The sequence below is a fragment of the Pseudomonas gingeri genome, assembly GCF_013386115.1.
Taxonomy (GTDB): domain Bacteria; phylum Pseudomonadota; class Gammaproteobacteria; order Pseudomonadales; family Pseudomonadaceae; genus Aquipseudomonas; species Aquipseudomonas gingeri.
The window spans coordinates 320,847-341,544 of record NZ_JACAOR010000013.1 but is presented as its reverse complement, the minus strand read 5'-3'; the positions used below and the strand labels follow the sequence as shown (position 1 = coordinate 341,544).

Annotated in this window: 15 protein-coding genes; 11 read left to right on the top strand and 4 right to left on the bottom strand. The window is 66.3% G+C overall.

Annotated features, from left to right (window positions below; translation table 11 throughout):
• Positions 1 to 35: 35 nt before the first annotated feature.
• The 4 genes from HX881_RS25675 to tssA form a co-directional block, all read right to left on the bottom strand.
• Entirely contained in the window at positions 36 to 524 is a 489-nt protein-coding gene (locus HX881_RS25675) for an Hcp family type VI secretion system effector (protein ID WP_017125578.1), read from the bottom strand.
• Between the two features lie 129 nt (positions 525 to 653).
• Positions 654 to 2,147 (bottom strand): type VI secretion system contractile sheath large subunit, encoded by a 1,494-nt coding sequence (tssC, locus tag HX881_RS25670; protein ID WP_177087258.1) that lies wholly within the window; start codon positions 2,145 to 2,147, stop codon positions 654 to 656.
• A 15-nt stretch (positions 2,148 to 2,162) separates the two neighbouring features.
• Positions 2,163 to 2,678: a type VI secretion system contractile sheath small subunit gene (gene tssB / locus HX881_RS25665; RefSeq protein ID WP_017125576.1), complete on the bottom strand. Its 516-nt coding sequence runs from the start codon at positions 2,676 to 2,678 to the stop codon at positions 2,163 to 2,165.
• 81 nt (positions 2,679 to 2,759) lie between these two features.
• Positions 2,760 to 3,788: a type VI secretion system protein TssA gene (gene tssA, locus HX881_RS25660; protein WP_177087465.1), complete on the bottom strand. Its 1,029-nt coding sequence runs from the start codon at positions 3,786 to 3,788 to the stop codon at positions 2,760 to 2,762.
• A 393-nt stretch (positions 3,789 to 4,181) separates the two neighbouring features.
• Here tssA and tagH point away from each other — a divergent pair, with 393 nt between their 5' ends.
• The 11 genes from tagH (at position 4,182) to HX881_RS25605 (ending at position 20,617) form a co-directional block, all read left to right on the top strand.
• Positions 4,182 to 5,576, top strand: coding sequence for a type VI secretion system-associated FHA domain protein TagH (tagH, locus tag HX881_RS25655; protein ID WP_177087256.1), 1,395 nt, complete (start codon positions 4,182 to 4,184; stop codon positions 5,574 to 5,576).
• Positions 5,577 to 5,771: 195 nt separating this feature from the next.
• A complete protein-coding gene (gene tssJ, locus HX881_RS25650; RefSeq protein WP_103032606.1) occupies positions 5,772 to 6,269 on the top strand; it encodes a type VI secretion system lipoprotein TssJ in 498 nt (165 codons plus the stop codon).
• 15 nt (positions 6,270 to 6,284) lie between these two features.
• Positions 6,285 to 7,619, top strand: coding sequence for a type VI secretion system baseplate subunit TssK (gene tssK, locus HX881_RS25645; RefSeq protein WP_177087254.1), 1,335 nt, complete (start codon positions 6,285 to 6,287; stop codon positions 7,617 to 7,619).
• 6 nt (positions 7,620 to 7,625) lie between these two features.
• Entirely contained in the window at positions 7,626 to 8,951 is a 1,326-nt protein-coding gene (locus tag HX881_RS25640) for a DotU family type VI secretion system protein (RefSeq protein WP_177087252.1), read from the top strand.
• Positions 8,948 to 12,451, top strand: a complete 3,504-nt coding sequence (gene tssM / locus HX881_RS25635) for a type VI secretion system membrane subunit TssM (RefSeq protein ID WP_017125570.1) — start codon at positions 8,948 to 8,950, stop codon at positions 12,449 to 12,451. The genes HX881_RS25640 and tssM overlap by 4 nt, the downstream gene beginning before the upstream one ends.
• A complete protein-coding gene (tagF, locus tag HX881_RS25630; protein ID WP_017125569.1) occupies positions 12,448 to 13,101 on the top strand; it encodes a type VI secretion system-associated protein TagF in 654 nt (217 codons plus the stop codon). Before tssM ends, tagF begins: the two co-directional genes overlap by 4 nt.
• Entirely contained in the window at positions 13,102 to 13,830 is a 729-nt protein-coding gene (locus tag HX881_RS25625) for a PP2C family protein-serine/threonine phosphatase (protein ID WP_017125568.1), read from the top strand.
• Between the two features lie 14 nt (positions 13,831 to 13,844).
• Positions 13,845 to 16,979, top strand: a complete 3,135-nt coding sequence (locus tag HX881_RS25620; RefSeq protein ID WP_177087250.1) for a serine/threonine-protein kinase — start codon at positions 13,845 to 13,847, stop codon at positions 16,977 to 16,979.
• A complete protein-coding gene (locus HX881_RS25615; RefSeq protein WP_177087463.1) occupies positions 16,979 to 17,695 on the top strand; it encodes an ABC transporter ATP-binding protein in 717 nt (238 codons plus the stop codon). The genes HX881_RS25620 and HX881_RS25615 overlap by 1 nt, the downstream gene beginning before the upstream one ends.
• Positions 17,695 to 18,897: an FtsX-like permease family protein gene (locus HX881_RS25610; RefSeq protein ID WP_177087248.1), complete on the top strand. Its 1,203-nt coding sequence runs from the start codon at positions 17,695 to 17,697 to the stop codon at positions 18,895 to 18,897. Before HX881_RS25615 ends, HX881_RS25610 begins: the two co-directional genes overlap by 1 nt.
• Positions 18,890 to 20,617: a formylglycine-generating enzyme family protein gene (locus HX881_RS25605; protein WP_177087246.1), complete on the top strand. Its 1,728-nt coding sequence runs from the start codon at positions 18,890 to 18,892 to the stop codon at positions 20,615 to 20,617. The genes HX881_RS25610 and HX881_RS25605 overlap by 8 nt, the downstream gene beginning before the upstream one ends.
• Positions 20,618 to 20,698 lie beyond the last annotated feature (81 nt).

Genomic DNA, 20,698 nt, shown 5'->3' with positions numbered 1-20,698 from the left:
GACGCCCCCGACGCCAGGCGTCGGGGGCGCGGGGATCAGCGCTTGGTGTTCGAGCGGATGTTCCAGCCGAACTTGACCGGGCCGCCCTGCTTGGAGCCGTCGGCCTTCTGTTCCTGGTACTCGACCATCACCTGGGCGAAGTTCAGGGTGACGTTTTCGGTCAGGCGATCATCGCTGCCCGAACCGCCGGTGCTCAGGGAGGTGATCAGCACTTCCTCGAGGTCGATCTTCATGTACTCGACCTGGCTTTCGCCGCCGGCCTTGCGCACCACCAGGGTGACCTTGTCGACGTGCTTGCCGCTGGCGCAATGCATCATCAGGTTCGGCGACGACTTGTCGACGTACTTGGTGATCGACAGGTCCTGGATATTGACCTTGCCGGCACCGCCGCCACCGCCCATGTGCATGTTGCCGGACTGGGACATGCCCCAGCTCCAGTTCAGGACGTCGATCTCGTCCTTGTGGGCCTTGTCCTGGGACTCGCCCTTGATGTCGCCGATCTTGATGAAGATATCAACAGCCATGTTTTCTCCAGTGTGGTCTTCACCACGATGTTGTTAGCCAGGATCCGCCAGGTAGGGGGCGGATTCGCTGTTATCGAGGGTTACACGGCCCCTTGCGGGAGCCGGCTCCTGTACCCACAAGGTTTGGGGTTACGCCCCTTTTGCCGACGGCAGCTTCGATACCAGGCGCAACGAAACCGTCAGGCCTTCCAACTGATAGTGCGGACGCAGGAAGAACTTCGAGGTGTAGTACCCCGGGTTGCCTTCGACGTCCTCGACCACCACTTCCGCCGCCGCCAGCGGGTGCTGGGCCTTGGTGGTTTCGGTGGAGTGGGCCGGGTCGCCGTCGACGTAGTTGAGGATCCAGTCCTGCAGCCAGCGCTGCATTTCGTCCTTTTCCTTGAACGAGCCGATCTTGTCGCGAACGATGCACTTCAAGTAGTGGGCGAAGCGGCAAGTGGCGAACAGGTACGGCAGGCGCGCGGCCAGGTTGGCGTTGGCGGTGGCGTCCGGGTCGTCGTATTCGGCCGGTTTCTGCAGCGACTGGGCACCGATGAACGCGGCGAAATCGGTGTTCTTCTTGTGCAGCAGCGGCATGAAGCCGTTCTTCGCCAGCTCGGCCTCGCGCCGGTCGGAGATGGCGATCTCGGTCGGGCACTTCATGTCCACGCCGCCGTCGTCGGTCGGGAAGGTGTGGGCCGGCAGGTCCTGGACCTCGCCGCCGGACTCGACGCCGCGAATCCGCGAGCACCAGCCGTAGTGCTTGAACGAGCGGTTGATGTTCACCGCCATGGCGTAGGCCGCGTTGGCCCAGGTGTATTTGTTGCTGTCGGCGCCGTCGGTGTCTTCTTCGAAGGCGAAGGCTTCCACCGGATCGGTCTTGGCCCCGTACGGCAGGCGCGCGAGGAAGCGCGGCATGGTCAGGCCGATGTAGCGCGAGTCTTCGGATTCGCGCAGGGAACGCCAGCCGGCGTATTCCGGAGTGGTGAAGATCTTGGTCAGGTCACGCGGGTTCGACAGTTCCTGCCACGAGCCCATGCCCATCACCGTCGGCGAGGCGGCGGCAATGAACGGCGCGTGCATCGCCGCGCAGACCTTGGACAGCTCGCCGAGCAACTCGACATCCGGCGGCGACTGGTCGAAGTAGTAGTCCCCCACCAGGCAGCCGTAGGGCTCGCCACCGAACTGACCGTATTCCTCTTCGTACATCTTCTTGAAGATCGGGCTCTGGTCCCAGGCCGTGCCCTTGAATTTCTTCAGGGTCTTGTGCAGTTCCGGCTTGGAGATGTTCAGCACGCGGATCTTCAGCTGTTCATCGCTTTCGGTGTTGTTGACCAGGTAGTGCAGGCCGCGCCAGGCGCTTTCCAACTGCTGGAAGTCAGGGTGATGGATCACCTGGTTGACTTGCGCAGTGAGCTTGGCGTCGATGGCGGCGATGATCGATTCGATCGACTTGATGGCGTCGTTGGACACCAGGCTGGTCTGCGCCAGGGCCTGCTCGGCGAGGGTACGCACGGCGCCTTCGACGGCTTCGCGGGCACGCTCGGTCTTGGGCTTGAACTCCTGCATCAGCAGGCTGGCGAACTCGCTGGGTTCGGTGGTGCCGCTTTGCAGAGGCTGATTGTCTTGCTGCAACTGGGTCATGATCGTTCGTCCTGATTAAGCGCTGGGCTCGGAGTCCTGGGGCTTTGGCGCACTCGCCAGGGCCTGGAGCAACGCCGGATCCTTGATGGCCTTCATGATGATTTCTTCGGCGCCGGTCTTGCCGTCCATGTAGGTCAGCAGGTTGGCCAGCTGAGTCCGCGCCTCGAGCAGCTTGTTCAGCGAGTCGACCTTGCGGGCCACGGCGGCGGGGCTGAAGTCGTCCAGGCTTTCGAAGGTGATGTCCAGGCTCAGGTTGCCTTCGCCGGTCAGTTCGTTCGGCACGTTGAACGCGACCCGTGGCTGCATGGCCTTGAGGCGCGAGTCGAAGTTGTCGACGTCGATCTCCAGGAACTTGCGGTCGGCGACCGCGGCCAGGGGTTCGGCGGGCTTGCCGGCGAGATCGGCCATCACGCCCATGACGAAGGGCAGCTGGACCTTTTTCTCGGCGCCGTAGAGTTCCACGTCGTACTCGATCTGGACCCGTGGCGCGCGGTTGCGCGCGATGAATTTCTGAGAACTTTGCTTCGCCACGTTGCTGCTCCTGGTCGCTGCTGCGACGGTGTAGGCGTCATCGGTGTCTGCCGTTAACGTAACTGCGCGCTCCGCGGGGGCTTACTCGCCCTCGGGACCACGCAGGTTTTCAAACTGGGACATGCCATCGGGAATCAGATTGCGCACGATCGCCGCAAAGTCGGCGTGGACCAGATTCTTCGCCCGGTTCAACAGCACCGGCAACGGGCTCGAGGGCTCGTGGCGAGTGTAGTAGGCGAGAATCCGATCGAGGCTGCGCAACACGTCGTCGCGGTTGCCGATCTCGCCCGTGGCGCGTGGAGTCGCGGCTGCAGGGGCGTCGACCGGGGGGTATCCGCTGGTGTCGGCGGGGCTTTCGGCGGCCTCGGTTGCCGGCTCGCCGGCGCTGTCCGGGGCGTACTCGGCGAGCACCTGCAAGGCGAGCTTGAGCGGCTGGCGCAAGGCGCTCAGGTCGACGCCCTGGGCCGAGCCGACCTGTTCGGAGACGAAGCGCTCGATGGCGTCGAGGGCGCTGCGGGCCTCGGTCAGGCTGCGGCGCACGGCGTCCAGTTGCTGCGGATCGCTGTCGCGCAGGGCGCCGCCCAGCTCGTCGGCGTTCAGGCTCTCGTCGGAGAAACTCTGCAGGCCGCTGGCGTTCAGCGCCGCGCGCAGGGTGACGGTACCGAAGGCCCGGGAGCGGGTCAGCACGCTTTCGCGCAGCAGGCGTACATTGGTCTCGCAGGCCAGGCCCGAGAGCGCATTGACCCGCACCGTGGGGTCATTGTCGTCATCGGCATCGAGCTGCGGGTAAAGCTCGGCCCAGTACTGCTGGAGCAGCTGGCTGATCAGGTTCAGGGCATCGTTCAGGCCGGCGAAACCGTCGAGGGCCAGGGCGCTTTGCGTCAGGAAGTGGGTGATGCGCAGGTCTTTGCTGCGTTGCAGCAGGGACGTGCTCGACTGTTCGATGGCGCGCCAGGCGGGGGGCTCGGCAGGTTGTACCGAATCGCCCATGCTACGCTCGGGTTTGCCTTGGGCGTCGCGCTCCAATTGCAAGAATTGCGCGTCATATTCCAGGTCCTCGCCACAGGGCGAGTTCGCGGAAACAGCGGCGAGCAACAACGGCACGTCCAGCAAAATCGATCTCCTTATCTGCTGGCAAAGTGCCAGCTATTTCCTGTGAAAGTTCCCGGGAGGAAAGTCTCATAGTTCTCGTTGATATTGGCTGCTTGATATCACGGAGCCATCATGTATAAACGAGAAGTTGTGCATTTTTGGTGTAGTACTTGGGGCTTGTCAAGGTAAGCTATCTGCCCTTTGTTACCGTTGTGACGGACTCGGCAAGGCTGACGACTCATGGGTCATGCCGTGTACGATTGTAAGAAAATTGTGGGTAGAATCCGGTAGTTTCGCCGAACTGGCTGAAATCAATAGGTTTTTATCCAGGGTTTGCAAGGCCCGGACGGGGCTCGCCGCAAGGTCGTTGTGGCGGGCTGGCCGCGCGTGGAAGTACTGCAAGGAGGCGCAATGTCGCTGTGTTTGACTATCACTAGTTATCACAAGATCACCCCCGGCCAATGTCCCGAGAAATCCATGGACAAGGGAGTGATGGCAATTGGCCGTAGTTCTGAAAATGACTGGGTACTTCCCGATCCGGAGCGGCTGGTTTCTTCCCGACATTGCGTTATTCAATATAAGGACGGACGTTACTATCTGACCGATAACAGCACCAATGGAGTGGAACTGGTCAATGCCGGTATCCGTTTGCGCAGGGGTAACAGCGAGCCATTGCAGGATGGCGAAGTTATCCGTATCGGTGAATACGAGATCCGCGCACGCATCGACTTCAATCTGCAACTGGCCGATGCCGCGTTTTCCGGCGTGGACTCTTCCAACAGTTTCGAGGCGCTGATGGGGCGCGCCGCGCCAGCGCCGACGCCTGTGCCGTTCAATACGCCCGCGGTGCATTTCCAGGGCGGCTCGTCGATGGATACCTTGCCCGACCTGTTCGACTTCCTGACACCTACCAGCGTGCCGCCGGCCACCCAGCCGGATCATGTGCCGGCGCAGCAGCATGATTTCCGTCCGCCGACCCCCCTGAGCCCGCCGGTTGCCGTGGCCGCACCCGCGGTTGTTCCCGCCGCCGGGGTGATTCCCGAAGACTGGGACCTGTTCGGCGATCCGCCGAAGGTGGCGATCAACCCGCCGCCACCGGTCCCGGTAGCGATACCGGAGATTATCGAGCCGATTCCCGCGCCGCCCGCGGCAGTGGTCGAACCGTTCGTGGCCCCTGTGGCGCCGGCCGTTGATTCACCGTCGACGGCCGGGTCGCAGGCGGCCCTGCTGCAAGCCTTCCTGCGCGGTGCGGGCCTGGATCAGTTGCGTATCGACGGCGCCCAGGTGGAAGCGCAGATGGAGGCCATCGGTCGCAGTTATCGGCTGATGGTCGAAGGACTGATCGATGTCCTGCGGGCGCGCAGCAGCCTCAAGGGCGAATTCCGCATGCAGCAGACGATGATCCGCCCGGTGGAAAACAATCCGCTGAAATTTGCCCCGAACGCCGATGAGGCGCTGCTGTTGCTGCTGCGCCATGGCAACCAGGCCTTCATGGCCCCGGACCAGGCGGTGCGGGACAGTTTCGATGACTTGCGGGCCCACCAGCTGGCGGTCATGGCCGGGGTGGAAGCGGCGATCAAGCACCTGCTCAAGCGCTTCGAACCAGCCGAACTGGAGGCCCGCATGAGCCGGCCCGGCGGCCTGTCGAACCTGTTCAGCGGTTCGCGTCAGGCACAGTACTGGCAACAGTTCACCGAGCTGTACACGAACATCTCCCGCGAGGCCGAAGAGGACTTCCAGGACCTGTTCGGGCGGGAGTTCAGCCGGGCCTATGAAGAACACAGCGCGCGATTGCGCCGGGGCTAGTGGGGTGGCCACGGGGGCCTCTTCGCGGGCGAGCCCGCTCCCACAATGTCCGGGTCTTGCGCAGATTTTGTGTACGCCTGGACCCCTGTAGGAGCGGGCTTGCCCGCGAAGGCGCCAGTAGCAGCGCCACGGCGCCAACGATTTTTTGCAACACAGGATTTAACGGATAGTTCAGCACGTCATTGAGGACGCAGGATGATTCACCGAGCTTTACTCGCCGCAGCCGCGACACTGCTGCTGAGCGCATGTGCCAGGGATGCGGCGGCTCCAGCGCCCGCCGATAGCCCGGTTGCCGATAGCGCCACCGTTGTCTTGAATTTCCATGCCATCGCTGGCCTCAACCCTGGCGCCAACGGCGCGCCGGCCCCGGTGCGCGTGCGTATTTTCGAGCTGAAGAATACCGCCAACTTCAGCCGTGCCGATTATTTCGCCCTGGCCGAACGGGCCCAGGCCACCCTCGGTGCCGATCTTGTCGATCAGGACGAGGTGCTGGTCCAGCCCGGCGAACAACTGAGTGTCGAGCGCCCGCTCAATCCCGCGACCCGCCAGGTCGGGCTGGTGGTGGGCTATCGCGAAATCGACCAGGCGCTCTGGCGCAGCGTGCTCAACGTGCCGCCCCGGCAAGTCACCGACTATCAGATCAGCCTCGATGTGCGTGCCGTGCGCAGCGCCGTCGAACGCACCGCCCCTTAGGCAAACGGAGAAGCCATGTCCTGGAACAATCGAGTGGTCTGGTCGGAAGGCATGTTCATCGGAACGCAGCACTTCCAGCAGCATGACCGTTATCTGGAAAACCTGATCGACGCCCGCAGCCGCCCGCTGGCGGTCGGTGCCTGGGGTTTTTCCGAGCTGTTGATCGACCAGGGCCTGCTGGCCCAGGGCAAGCTGGCCATCGTTTCCGCCCGGGGCCTGCTGCCGGACGGCACGCCGTTCAATATTCCCCATGACGACGTGGCGCCGAGCCCGCTGAGCATCGAGGACAGCCTGCGTGACGGGGTGATCTACCTGGCGTTGCCGCTCAAGCGTGCCGGTGCCCGCGATACCGTCGACGAAGGCGAGGAACTCGGCGGCGCACGCTACCTGAGCCAGGTGCGCGAAGTGCGTGACGACAACGCCCCGTTCGAGAACCGTGCGCCGGTGGCCGTGGGCTCCCGTGCGTTGCGCCTGCTGACCACCGGCGATGGCCTGAGCGACTACGCCGCCATCGGCCTGGTGCGGATCAAGGAAAAACGTGCCGACCGCGCCCTGGTGCTGGACGACAGCTATATCCCGCCGGTGCTGGACGTGGCCGCCAGCAAGCCGCTGACGGCCTTTCGCAGCGAGCTGCTGGGCCTCCTGCACCAGCGTGGCGAAGCCCTGGCCGGGCGGGTCGTCGCTTCGGGCGCCGGCGGTGCCTCGGAGATCGCCGACTTCATGCTGCTGCAACTGGTCAACCGCGCCGAGCCGCTGGTCAATCACCTGAGCCAGCTGAGCCCGCTGCACCCCGAGCGTTTCTACAGCGAACTGGTGAGTCTGGCCGGCGAGTTTGCCACCTTTTCCCAGAGCGGCCGGCGTCCTGCCGAGTATCCGCAGTACCAGCACGATGCCCTGGTGCTGAGCTTCGCCCCGGTCATGCAGGCGCTGCGCGAAGCCTTGTCGATGCTGATCGACAGCAAGGCCACGCCGATTCCGATCGTCGAGAAAGCCTACGGTATCCATGTGGCGATGCTCGCCGACAAGACCCTGATCGACAACGCCAGCTTCATCCTGGTGGTGCGTGCCGATATCCCCAGCGAAACCCTGCGCGGGCGTTTTGCCCAGCAAAGCAAGATCGGTTCGGTGGAGCACATCCGCGACCTGGTCAACCTGCAGTTGCCGGGCATCGGTCTGTTGCCGTTGCCGGTGGCGCCGCGGCAGATCCCGTTCCACGCCGGTTCTACCTACTACGAGCTGGACCGTGGCAGCGAGCACTGGAAGCAACTGATCCACTCCGGCGGCTTCGCGTTCCATGTCGCCGGCGAGTTTCCGGGGTTGAACCTGGCCTTCTGGGCCATTCGAGGATAAGCCGCGATGCACTCCAATGAAGATCCGCTGGGCCAGCCCGCGCCGGTCCCCAACGACCGTACCCAGTTCATGCCGCGTCCCGGTGGCCGCGAGCCGCAAGCCGCTGCCCGGGCCGAGCCGGTGGCGCCCTTGTCGATGCCGGCCGCGCCGCTACCGCTGGGCCAGTCCCAGGGCCTGAACCCGCTGGAAAGCGCCGCCGGCCCGTTGCTGGCGTTGCTGACACGCTTGCGCAACACCATCGCCCACCCGGCACCGGCGAGCCTGCGCGCGCAATTGCTGGCCTATCTGCGCCAGTTCGAAGAGCGCGCCGAAGCCGCCGGCGTGGCCCGCAACGAAGTGCTGCTGGCGCGCTACGCGCTGTGCACCGCCCTCGATGAAGCCGTGCTCAGCACGCCGTGGGGCAGCGCCAGTGAATGGGGCAAGCAGAGCCTGCTGATCACTGTGCACAACGAGGCCTGGGGTGGCGAGAAGGTCTTCCAGCTGCTCGAACATTGCCTGCAGAGCCCGCGCGAACGCCTGTATCTGCTGGAGCTGCTGTACCTGTGCATCTGCCTGGGGTTCGAAGGTCGTTATCGGGTGATGAACGACGGTCGCAGCCAGCTCGATGCCCTGCGCGAACGCACCAGCGCGGCGATCCGCAGCGCCCGTGGCGAGTACGAGCGCGAGCTGTCGCCCCATTGGCGCGGCCTGAGCGTGGTGCGCGACCGCCTGAGCCAGTTCATGCCGCCCTGGGTCGGTGTCGCCATCGGCCTGGCGTTGCTGCTGGCGCTGCTGTTCGGCCTGCGCCTGAAGCTGGCCGCCGACGCCGAGCCGGTGTTCAAGAATATCCATGCCCTGGGCGAGATCCCGGTGCAGACCATCGACCGTCCGGTGGTGCAGCCCAAGCTGGTGGAGCGGCCGCGCCTGGCGGGGTTCCTCGCCGAGGAGATCAAGGCTGGCAAGGTCGCCGTCGAAGACAAGGTCGATCGCTCGGTGGTGACCATTCGCGGCGACGAACTCTTTGCCTCGGCCAGCTCCAGCATCGTCGATGACTTCCAGCCGCTGATGCTGCGCATCGCCGACGCCATCCACAAGGTCAAGGGCCAGGTGCGGGTCACCGGCCACAGCGACAACCGCCCGATCGCCACCCTGCGTTTCCCGTCGAACTGGGCCTTGTCCCAGGCGCGGGCCGAGCAGGTGCTGCAGATCCTCGCGGCGAAGACCGGCCAGCCGGAACGTTTCAGCGCCGAAGGGCGCAGCGACACCGAGCCCTTGGCCTCGAACGCCACGGCCGAGGGCCGGGCGAAGAATCGTCGGGTGGAAATCACAGTCTTGGCGGAGGGAGTCGAGTGAAGGCGTTTTTCGGTTTTGTCATTCGCTGGGTGATCCCGTTGCTGGGGCTGATCGCCCTGAGCCTGATCATCTGGTTCGTCGGCCCGCTGCTGGAAGCGCTGGTGCCGCCAGGGCGGCGCTGGGCGCTGATCATCCTGATCTTCGCGGTGTGGATCGGCTATCGCCTGTTCCGCCTGATCCAGGCCCGCCGCCAGGCGGCGAAAGTCATGCAGAGCCTGGCCGCGGAAACCGCGCCGGACCCCGCCAGCGTGGCCACCGCCGAGGAGCTGGCGACCTTGCGCCAGCGCATGGACGAGGCGCTGGTGCTGCTCAAGAAGGCCAAGCTCGGCGGTGACGAGCGGCGCAACCTGTACGAGTTGCCGTGGTACGTGATCATCGGCCCACCGGGTTCGGGCAAGACCACCGCGCTGGTCAATTCCGGGATGCACTTCCCCCTGGCCGCGCAACTCGGCGCCGGGGCGATCCGCGGGGTCGGCGGCACGCGCAACTGCGACTGGTGGTTCACCGACGAAGCGGTGCTGCTGGACACCGCCGGGCGCTACACCACCCAGGACAGCCATGCCCAGGTGGACAAGGCGGCCTGGCTGGGCTTCCTCGACCTGCTCAAGACCCAGCGTTCGCGCCGGCCCATCGACGGCGCCTTCATCGCCATCAGCCTGTCCGACCTGCTGCTGAGCACCGACGCGGAGCGGGCGGCCCATGCCACCGCGATCCGCGCGCGGATCCAGGAGTTGTACACCCAGCTCGGGGTGCGCTTCCCGATCTACCTGATGCTGACCAAGCTGGACCTGGTGCCGGGGTTCATGGAGTTCTTCGATGCCCTGAGCAAGGAAGAACGGGCGCAGGTCTGGGGCATGACCTTTGCCCTGGACGACGGCAAGAACGCCGAAGGTCCGCTGTTGCATTTCAAGAGCGAATTCGCCGCGCTTGAGCAGCGCCTCAACGCCCGCCTGGTGGAGCGCCTGCAGCAGGAACGCGACCCGGCGCGGCGCGACCTGATCTACGGTTTCCCGCAGCAGTTCGGCGCGCTGAAGGAATGCCTGCAGAGCTTCCTCGACGGCGTGTTCAAGCCCAACGCCTATGAAGACCGGGCGCTGTTGCGCGGCGTGTACTTCACCAGCGGCACCCAGGAAGGCAGCCCGATCGACCGCCTGATCGGTGCCATGGCCCAGAGCATGAACCTGGACCGCCAGCAACTGGCCCGCCAGAGCGGTACCGGGCGCAGCTATTTCATCGAGAAGCTGTTCACCGCCGTGGCTTTCGCCGAGCGCGGACTGGTCGGCGTCAACCCCAAGGTCGAGCGCCGGCGCAAATGGCTGGCCCGTGGCGTACTGGCGGCAACGGTCGCGGTGGTGCTGCTGGTGGGCACGCTGTGGCTGGTGAGCTACCGCGCCAACCAGGCCTATATCGCCCAGGTCGACCAGAAGGTCGCGCCGCTGGGCCAGAGCGTGCAGAACCTCAGCCCGGCGCAGCGCGATGTGCTGGCGGTGCTGCCGCTGCTCAACGCGGTCAGGCACCTGGCCGGCGATGCGCCGGGCTGGTCCGAAGGGCTGGGGCTGTATCAGGGCGACATGCTCGAGGCCGAGTCCGCCAGTGTCTATCGCAAGCTGTTGATCGCGGTGTTCGCGCCGCGCCTGCTGACCCGGGTCGAGGAACAACTGCACGGCGGCGGCAACTCGGACTTCCTCTACGAGGGGCTGAAGGCCTACCTGATGCTGGCCGACAACGAGCATTACGATCCGGAGTTCATCAAGGCCTGGATCGCCCTCGACTGGGACCGCAGCCTGCCCCGTGACCTGCCGCCGGAGCAGCGGCTGGCTCTGGGCGAGCACCTCAAGGCGCTGTTCGAGCGCCGTCCGCCGAATGCCCGGCTGGACGAGCGGCTGATCGACGACCTGCGCCGCCAGTTGCAGCAACTGCCGGTGGCGCAGCGGGTCTACGACCGCGTCAAGCGCCAGAAGCTGCCGGAAGGGGTGCCCGATTTCCGCCTGAACGAAGCCGCCGGTCGCGATGCCGCGCTGGTCTTCAGTCGCAAGAGCGGCAAGCCCCTGGGCGATCCCCTGAGCGGCTTCTTCACCGCCAGGGGCTATCGCGAGGCGTTCCTGCTGAGCAGCCTGAGCCAGGCCGGAACCCTGGCCGAAGAGCAGTGGGTACTGGGGCGCGACCAGGCCGAGCAACAGAATGTCGCCAGCCTGGCGGCGGATGTGCGCCGCCTGTACTTCCAGGACTACCTGCGCCAGTGGGATGCCCTGCTGGCGGATATCGACTTTGTGCCGATCACCAGCGTGGCCCAGGCGGCCGATGTCCTGCGGGTGATATCCGGACCGACCTCGCCACTGAAAAAACTGCTGGTGGCGGTGGCCAGGGAAACCGACCTGCAGCAGGAAGAACGCCTGCTGGCGGCCCAGGGCAAGAAGGTCGACAGCGGGGTCGACCAGATCAAGCAGCGCCTGGGTTCGATGCTCGGCCAGGAACAGGCGGCCGGCACCGCGCCGGCGGCGGCGGGCGAGGACCCGGTCAGCGCGCACTTCGCCGAACTCAATGCCCTGGTCAACAAGGGCGAGGGTGAGCCGGCGGCCATCGATGGCCTGCTGGCGGACATGAACGCACTGTATGTGCAGGTCAGCGCCATGGTCGGTGCCAGTGGCGATGCCTTGCTCGGTGAAGCGAAGAACCAGGCCAGCGCCGCCGCCGCGCGGGTCAGCCTGACCGCCGAGCGCCAGCCACCGCTGGTCCAGGGGTTGGTCAAGTCGGTGGTCAGCTCCACCACCAACAGCATGATGGGCGGGGTGCGCAACCAGCTGAACGCGGCCTGGACCAGCGAAGTGGTGAATGTCTACCGGCAGTCCCTCAGCGGCCGTTATCCGCTGGCCTCCGGCAGTGCCCGGGACGCGACCCTGGATGACTTCGGCCAGTTCTTCGGGGTGGGCGGGGTGATGGACAACTACTTCCGCAAATACCTGCAGCCCTACGTCGATACCTCGGCGGCGACCTGGCGCTGGCAGCCGGGCGCCGCGCAGAAACTGGGGATCGCACCGGGCGTGTTGCAGACCTTCCAGCGCGCCGCGTCGATTCGCGATGCGTTCTTCCGCTCCGGCGGCACCCAGCCGATCGTGCGTTTCGAGTTGAAGCCGGTGGCGATGGATGCCTCGATCACCCAGTTCCTGCTCGACCTCGATGGCCAGCAGATCAGCTACGACCACGGCCCGAGCCGGCCGGTGGCGATGCAATGGCCCAACCCCGGAAGTATCGGCGTGGTCCGCCTGTCGATCTCGCCGCCCTCGGCGACCGGTCGTTCCGGCATCACCCTGGATGGCCCGTGGGCCTGGTTCCGCCTGCTGGAGCAGTCGGACCTGGACGCCGGCAATTCCCCGGACCGCTTCAACCTGCGCTTGCGCGTGGACGGCGCGAGCATCTCCTACGAGTTGCGCGCCAACAGCGCCTTCAACCCGTTCAAGAGTCGTGTGCTCAGCGGCTTCAGCCTGCCGGAGCGCCTATGACGACAGTGGGTTTCTACGGCAAGCTGGCCAGCCGCGGCGACTTTGTCAGTCGCGGCCTGCCCCAGGGCTTCGTGCAGCCCTGGGACGCCTGGCTGGCGTCCGGCCTGCTCGCCAGCCAGCAGCAACTGGGCAGCGACTGGCTGAATGTGTACCTGGTCAGCCCGCTCTGGCGTTTTGTCCTGGCACCGGGCGTCTGTGGGCCCGAGGCGATCGCCGGCGTGCTGATGCCGAGCATCGACCGGGTCGGCCGCTATTTTCCGCTGACCATCGCCCAGCCGCTGGACGCCGGGCATGCCCTGGCGACGGTGGTGGGCGGCGCCGACGACTGGTTCGAACAGGCCGAGGCGCTGTTGCTGGCGACCCTGGAAGAAGAGGCCGGTTTCGAGGCCTTCGACCAGGGCGTCCAGGACCTCGGCGCACTGTTGTTTGCCAACAAGCCCCCGACCTGCGATTTCGCCGGGTTGCAGCGCTTTGCCGCGCTCGATGCGCAGAGTCGTGGCCTGGCCCTGGCCGAGCAGGCCTGTGTCGGCGCGAGCCTGTGGTGGGGACGTGGTTCGCAGCGGATCGCCGCCGGCCTGATGCGCTGCACGGGGTTGCCGGCGACCGCCGATTTCGGCAGTTTCCTGTTGGGCAGCGGAGTGTCGAACTAGATGTCCAGCACACCTGCAATCACTTATCAGTCCGCCAGCTACAGCCATGTCGGCATGGTTCGCCAGATCAACGAAGACGCTTGCCTGGAATTGCCCGATGCCGGCCTGTGGGCCGTCGCCGATGGCATGGGCGGTCACGCGGCGGGCGATTACGTCGCCAGCCTGATCGTCGACACCTTGCGGCGCATTCCGCCATCGGACTCCCTGGCGATCTACAGCAATGCCCTGCGCACGCGGCTGGCCGAGGTCAACGCGGCGGTCCGCGAGGAAACGAGCAACCGGGGTGTCGCGATGATGGGCAGTACCGTGGTCCTGCTGGCGGTGCGCGGCGATGCCGCGGTCTGCCTGTGGGCCGGCGACAGCCGCCTGTATCGCCTGCGCGACGGCCAGCTGGAGAGCATTTCCCGCGATCACAGCTATGTCCAGGACCTGCAGGACAGCGGCCTGCTCAGCGAGGCCGAGGCGCGGGTGCATCCACGGGCCAATATCGTCACCCGGGCGATTGGCGTCGAGGCGCAACTGGAATTGTCCACGAGCAACTTCCAGGTGCTCTCCGGCGACAGCTACCTGTTGTGCAGCGACGGCCTGAACAAGACCGCCGAAGACGCGGAGATCCGCGACGTGCTCGGCCACCCGGATCCCTATGAGGTGGTGCGCAGCCTGGTGCACCTGGGCCTGACCCGGGGCGCCCCCGACAACATTACGGCGATCGTCGTCAAAGCCACCTGAAGACACCCCAACCCATGGACATACTGATTCCCGGATTCGACATCGACGGCGAGATTGGCGAAGGCGCCATGGCCACCGTCTACCTGGCGACCCAACGGTCGCTGGAGCGCAAGGTGGCGCTGAAAGTCATGGCGGCCGCGCTGGCCGCCGACCCGAGCTTCTGCGAGCGCTTCCTGCGCGAAGGCCGGACCCTGGCGCGACTGTCGCACCCGCATACCGTGACCATCCACGATATCGGCAATGTCGGCGAGCTGTACTACATGGCCATGGAGTACCTGCCCAACGGCACGCTCAAGGAGCGCATCGCCGCCGGCCTGAGCCCGGAGCAGGGCCTGGGCTATATCCGCCAGATCGCCTCGGCGCTGGGGTATGCCCATGCCCAGGGGCTGGTGCACCGCGATGTGAAACCGGCCAACATCCTGTTCCGCGCCGACGGTACCGCGGTGCTCTCGGACTTCGGCATCGCCAAGTCGCTGGACGACCGTACCCAGTTCACCCAGGCCGGATTCGCGGTCGGCACGCCGAGCTACATGAGCCCGGAGCAGGCGCGGGGCCAGGATATCGACGGTCGCGCCGACCTCTACGCGCTGGGCGTGGTGCTCTACGAGATCCTCGTCGGCAAGCTGCCGTATACCGGCACCGATGCGCTGTCCACGGCGCTGGCGCACCTCACCGAACCGTTGCCGGAGCTGCCGATCCAGCACGGTCGTTACCAGGACATCCTGCGTCGGCTGCTGGCCAAGGACCCGGCGGAGCGTTTCCCCGATGCGGCGGCCTTGCTGGCGGCGCTGGACAACCTGCCGCCCGAGACGCTGGAGTCGACCCTGATCCAGCCCCTGGCGGTGCCGACGCCGGTTGCGCAGCCGATGCCGTCCCCGGGAACCGACCTGGGTGGGCTGACGCCGGTCTCGATCGAGATTCCCACCAGCGCGCCGGCACAACCCGCGCCCACGCCGCGCCCGGCTGCGCAACCGGTGCTCGATCCGGCTGCCGGCTCGCAGCAGCGCCGTGGCCCGGTGCTCGCGTTGCTGGCCGTGGCGGTGGCGGCCGCCTTGGGCATCGGCGGCGCTGGCTACTGGTGGCTGAGCGCCGATGCCCCGGCGAACCCCCCCGCGGGCGGTCAGTCGAGCGCCAGCGCCACGACGTCTTCGTCAACGCCGCCGGGAGCGACCACAGGCTCATCGGCGACGGCCACCGCGGCGACGAAACCACCTCCGGCCTCGGACAAGCCGACCACGCCGTCGACAGCGCTCCCGACCGTCAGCGAACCGACGCCGGGCGAAGCGGACGGCGGCAATCGCCCCTTGCTGATGGCGGGCAAGAAGACCCTGTTCCAGCGCGTGCTGAGCCAGCCCGGCGCACAGCTCTACAGTTCGCCGGGGGGACAGAAGGACAAGGTCCTGCCGGCGTTCTCGGTGCTTTATGTCTATCAGCGCAAGCATGTCGACGGCGCCGATTGGGTGCGCGTCGGCGCGGCCAGCGACGGACGCAGCGCGGGCTGGCTGCCGGGCGCGAAGGTCAGCGAGTGGAAGCAGAGCCTGGTGCTGAAATTCACCGAGCGCTCCGGACGGGCACCGGTGATGTTCCTGCGCCAGTCCGCCGATCTCGACCGCCTGCTGGCCGATCCGTCGGCGGCGAAGAACCTGCTGCTCAACGCCCAGAAAAATCCGGCGGACGACCAGCGCGTGCTGGCCCTGGAACCGGCGGCCAGCGCCGTGCCGCAGAACCAGTTCTACCTGCTGCCGATTTTCGCCTCGCGGGAAAGCTTCGATGAAAACGGCCAGCCGGTGCAGTTGCTCAATGTCGCCTCGATCGATCCCGGCACCGGTGGGCAAAGCACCGGCAACGGCGCCGCGCCCGTAGCGGCGGCGACCGACAGCTTCCGTACCGCCATCGTGCTGGTGGTGGACACCACGGTGTCGATGCAGCCCTATATCGACCAGATCCGCGATGTGGTCCACGAACTGCAAAGCCAGATCGCCCAGCGCGGCGAACTGGACAGCGTGAGTTTCGGCCTGGTGGGCTTTCGCAACAACATCCAGAAGACCCCCGGCCTGGAGTACCTGGCCAAGACCCTGGTGACCCTCGACCAGGGCCGCGATCCCGAGCGCTTTCTCGAACTGGCGCGGCAGGTCAAGGCATCGACGGTGTCGAGCCATTCGTTCAACGAGGACTCCTTCGCCGGAGTCATGCAGGCGGTCAACGGCATGGACTGGTCGGGCTACGGCGGGCGCCTGATCCTGCTGGTCAGCGACGCCGGCTCACTGCGCAAGAACGACCCCTACAGCAGCACCCAGATGAACGAGGCGGAGATTCGCCAGGCGGCGCTGGGCAAGCAGATCAAGATCTACGCGCTGCACCTGCGCAGCGATGCCGGGAAGAAGAATCACGCCTTCGCCGAGCAGCAGTACCGGACCCTGACCGCCGACGCCAACCCGAAGATCGGCGATCTCTATATCCCGGTCCAGGGCGGCGATGTGCGCAAGCTCGGCGAGCGGGTCGGCGAGATCGGCTCGGTGTTCGCCAATCTCGTGCACCAGGTGCGCAGCAACCAGGCGCAGGCCGTGCCGCTGCTGGCGGCGGCGCCAAGCCTGGCGGACAAGTCGGCGGCCATCGGCTATGCGATGCACATGGATTTCCTCGGCCGCAAGGGTGCCAGCCAGGCGCCGCAGCTGGTCAGTGCCTGGACCGCCGACCGCGACCTGACCAACCCGGCTCTGCCGGCGTTCCAGGTCTGCGTGATGCTGACCAAGCTGCAGCTCAACGATCTGCAGCAGTCGCTGAAACTGATTGTCGATGCCGCGCGCAAGACCCAGACCTCGCCCAAGGATTTCTTCCAGGAAATCGCCAGCGCCAGCGCCTACATGAGCCGCGATCCGGCGGCCCTGCGCAAGGGCGGCAACCTCGCCGACGGCGGCGTGCTCGGCGAGTACCTGGAAGGCCTGCCATATCGCAGCAAGTCGCTGAGCATGACCCAGGACCTGTGGTTGTCCCTGAGCGTCGCCGAGCAGGAAGACTTTATCGACGAACTGGATTCGAAGATCCGTCTCTACGAGACCTTCCACAACGATGTGGCCAACTGGGTCCGGTTCGGCGATGCCGAGCCGGGTGACGCGCTGTATCGCGTGCCGTTGTCGACACTGCCGTGATGATCAGCCTGCGCGAGGTGCGCAAGACGCGCGGCGAGGGCGCCCAGCGCTACAGCCTGGTGGTTCCGCGCCTGACCCTGGCGCCCGGCCAGCAGTGGGCGGTGGTCGGCCCCAGCGGCTGCGGCAAGAGTACCTTGCTCGACCTCCTGGCGCTGGTGTCGGCGCCGGACCGCGCGGGGCTGTTCGCCTTCGATGACCACAGTGGCGCGCTGGATATCGCCGCGCTCTGGCGCCAGGGCCGGCACGCACGGCTGGCGGAGCTGCGCAGCCGCTACCTCGGCTATGTGTTGCAGACCGGCGGCCTGCTGGGCTTTCTCGATGTGCGCGGGAATATCGGGCTGTCGCGCAAGCTGCTGGGAATGGGCGACGACGGCACGGTGCAGCGGCTCGCCGAGCAGCTGGAAATCGCCGATCAACTGGACAAGCCGCCCCGCGATCTGTCGGTGGGGCAGCGCCAGCGGGTCGGTTGTGCCCGGGCCCTGGCCCATGGGCCGCGACTGTTGCTGGCCGACGAGCCGACCGCGGCGCTCGATCCGCTGAATGCCGGGCGGGTCATGCAGTTGCTGTTGAACCAGGCCCGCGAGCAGGGTGCGTGTTGCGTGATTGCCAGCCATGACGAAGCCCTGGTGCGCGAGCTGGGGTTGGCGGTGCTGCGTATCAGTTGCCGGCGCGATGCCGATGGCGGTGTCACCGCGACCCTGGGAGCGGCATTGTGATGCGCGCTGCGCTGGTGGCGGCGCTGGCCTGGCAGGACTATCGCGCCGATGCCCGGCTGTCGGCCTGTTCGGTGCTGGCGCTGGTGGCGGTGATCGCGCCGCTGCTGGTGCTGTTTGGCCTCAAGTTCGGGCTGGTCAGCAGCCTGACCGAGCGGCTGGAGCGGGACCCGACGGTGCGCGAGATCATTCCCCTGGGCGGCGGCCGCTTCAACGCGGCCTATATCGCCGAGCTGGGGCGGCGCGAAGACGTGGCGTTCGCCTTGCCGCGTACCCGGCAGATCGCCGCCACCGCCGATCTGTCCCTCGACAGGCAGGGCCCGGCGCTCAACGTCGAGATGCTGCCGACCGCCGAGGGCGATCCGTTGCTGGGTGGCCTGCCGGCACCGATCGGGTTGGCGGCGATGCTGTTGAGCCAGACGGCCGCGGAGAAGCTCGGGGCCAAGGCGGGGGACTGGCTGGAGGTGTCCTTCAGCCGGCAGGTGGCGGGCCGGGTGGAAAGCCAGCACACGCAGATCCGCGTGCAGGCGGTGCTGCCGCTGGAGGCCTTCGGTCGCGATGCGCTGTTTGCGCCGCTGGGCCTGCTGGAGGCCGCGGAAGATTATCGCGACGGTCGTGGCGTGCCGTTGCTGGGCTGGAGCGGCGAGCCGGCGGGTTCCGCCGCGCAGCGGGTGTATCCGGCCTTCCGCCTGTATGCCCGCGAGCTGGGCGATGTCGAGCCGTTGCGCCGCTATTTCGCCGAGCGCGGCCTGCTGGTCTCGACCCAGGCCCAGACCATTGCCCAGGTGCAGTCCCTGAGCCGCAACCTGTCCATCGTGTTCTGGATCATCGCCGCGCTGGCCCTGGCCGGTGCCTTCGCGGCGATTTGCGCCGGGGCGCTGGCGGCGGTCGAGCGCAAGCGTCGCGAGCTGTCGGTCCTACGCCTGCTCGGCCTGGGAACCGGTGCCCTGCTCCTGTTCGTGGTGCTGCAGGCGCTCTACAGCGGGCTGTTCGCCGCGGCGTTGAGCGTGGCGCTGTACGCCGTGGCGGAGCAGGGCCTGAATCATCTGTTTGTGCAGGTGGCCGGCGAATACGCCAGTCAGTTGCTGTGGCGCCACTATGTGCTGGCACTTTTCTCGGTGTTGGTGGTCTGTGCTCTGGCTGCAGCCCTCGGTGGCTGGCGCGTGGCACGGATAGAAGCTTCGGAAGGAATCAGAGATGTTTAAGCTGCGCAGCGCGGCCCTGGCGGTTCTTGTCGGTTCCCTGATCGCGGTGGGCATGGCCCTGGCCGACGACGACGGCAACAAGCTGGACAACCCCAAGCCCTTGAGTGGCGATATCAGCCTGCCGCTGCCGTGCGACGGCGAGATGGTGTTCCGCTACGTCTATATCCTCGCCCAGGGCACCCTGGATGACCGCGAGATCAGCCTGGGTTATCCCTTCAGCGAAGACGAACCCGGCTACAAGCAGTCGTTCATTTCCGGCTACCGGCGCGATTTCATCAACGGCCAGTTCACCCTCAAGGATCTGCCGGCCGATTGGCAGAAAGCCATTTCCCCGGCCCTGCCGAAAACCGACAGCGGCTCGCCGTTGAAGCCGATGTTCTATTTCATGGGCAAATACCCGGTGACGGCGCGCCAGTACGCGCTGGTCATGGCCCAGGCGCAGTCGCTGGCCAGCGGCGAGCCGGCCCCGGCCTGCGAGGCACCGGAGGGCATCGCCGGGCGCCTGCCCAAGGTCAAGGTCTCGCGGTTTGATGCCGAGCGTTTTTCCGCGGTCTACAGTGCCTGGCTGATGAAGTATCACCGTGATCGCCTGCCGGTCAGTGGACGTGGTTCATCGGCCGACGACGGCGGCCTGGGGTTCGTGCGCCTGCCCACTGAAGTCGAGTGGGAGTTCGCGGCCCGCGGTGGCCAGGCGGTCAGTCGCCAGGACCTGGAAGGCCGGCTGTTTCCCCGGCGTCAGCCAGGCAGCGACAGCGACGGCCCGCTGGCCGATTACGCGGTGTTTAACCAAGTTGCCGGCGGCACCGGCCAGGCCGCGCGGCTGATGCCGGTGGGCACCAAGCTGCCCAATCCCATCGGCCTGTTCGATGTGATCGGCAATGCCGCGCAGATGGTCCAGGAATCCTTCCAGCTGGTGCACGCCGGGCGGCGCCAGGGCGCCTATGGCGGCTTCGTGGTCAAGGGCGGCAACTACCTCGAAGGCGAAGGCACGCTGTTTACCGGCATGCGCCGCGAGTATCCGCTGTTCGCCGCCGACGGCACCGAGCAGAGCAATGAGACCACCGGCTTCCGGGTGGCCATCGGCGCGTTGTCGGCGCCGCGCTCGCGCTACAAGGAACTGTTCAGCCAATGGGAGAAGGAGGGCCGCCTGGCCGCCCTGACCGATGCCATCGACGATGCCCAGGACCCGACCAAGCGCCTGGACGGGATCATTTCCGCCAGCACCGACCCGCGCCTGCAGGCCGAACTGGGACTGGTCAACGAAGAGCTCAAGCGCAACGTCTCGCTGATCGCCCGCCAGCGCGAGGAAGCCGCCGGCAACCTGATCCAGTCGGCGGCCCTGGTGGCCGAAACCGTCAACAACTACAACATCCGCCTGACCAACCTGAAGAAGAGCCGCCAGCAGGCCCTCGATGCCAAGGACGAAGCCAGCGCCGCGCTGTTCGCCACCGCCATCGATAACGGCAGCAGCGCCCTGGACGGCGCCGTGGCGATCTATATCGACAACCTGGCAACGGCCACGCGCTACACCGATGCGGTGATCCAGGCGCAGTTCCAGCGGGTCAGGGAAGAACTCAATCGCAAGCCCGTGCTCGGCAACAGCCTGGTGGCGCGGGCGACCTTGTTCGTTCGTCATGTCGGGGACTACCGCAAGCAGCAGCGGGCCGATCCGGCGGCGATCTTGAAAGCGTTACTCGCATCGACCGCGCAGAAGCCTTGAGCGGTCGTGATCCGGCGAGTGTAGAGGGGATCCGGGCGGCAGGGTGTCGTCCGGCCAAGTCAAACCAAGAAAGGGAACATG

Coding starts and splice junctions, on each gene's coding strand:
- HX881_RS25675 (WP_017125578.1), bottom strand. CDS start 524: ATGGCTGTTGATATCTTCATCAAGATCGGCGACATCAAGGGCGAGTCC.
- tssC (WP_177087258.1), bottom strand. CDS start 2,147: ATGACCCAGTTGCAGCAAGACAATCAGCCTCTGCAAAGCGGCACCACC.
- tagH (WP_177087256.1), top strand. CDS start 4,182: ATGTCGCTGTGTTTGACTATCACTAGTTATCACAAGATCACCCCCGGC.
- tssJ (WP_103032606.1), top strand. CDS start 5,772: ATGATTCACCGAGCTTTACTCGCCGCAGCCGCGACACTGCTGCTGAGC.
- tssK (WP_177087254.1), top strand. CDS start 6,285: ATGTCCTGGAACAATCGAGTGGTCTGGTCGGAAGGCATGTTCATCGGA.
- HX881_RS25640 (WP_177087252.1), top strand. CDS start 7,626: ATGCACTCCAATGAAGATCCGCTGGGCCAGCCCGCGCCGGTCCCCAAC.
- tagF (WP_017125569.1), top strand. CDS start 12,448: ATGACGACAGTGGGTTTCTACGGCAAGCTGGCCAGCCGCGGCGACTTT.
- HX881_RS25625 (WP_017125568.1), top strand. CDS start 13,102: ATGTCCAGCACACCTGCAATCACTTATCAGTCCGCCAGCTACAGCCAT.
- HX881_RS25620 (WP_177087250.1), top strand. CDS start 13,845: ATGGACATACTGATTCCCGGATTCGACATCGACGGCGAGATTGGCGAA.
- HX881_RS25615 (WP_177087463.1), top strand. CDS start 16,979: ATGATCAGCCTGCGCGAGGTGCGCAAGACGCGCGGCGAGGGCGCCCAG.
- HX881_RS25610 (WP_177087248.1), top strand. CDS start 17,695: ATGCGCGCTGCGCTGGTGGCGGCGCTGGCCTGGCAGGACTATCGCGCC.
- HX881_RS25605 (WP_177087246.1), top strand. CDS start 18,890: ATGTTTAAGCTGCGCAGCGCGGCCCTGGCGGTTCTTGTCGGTTCCCTG.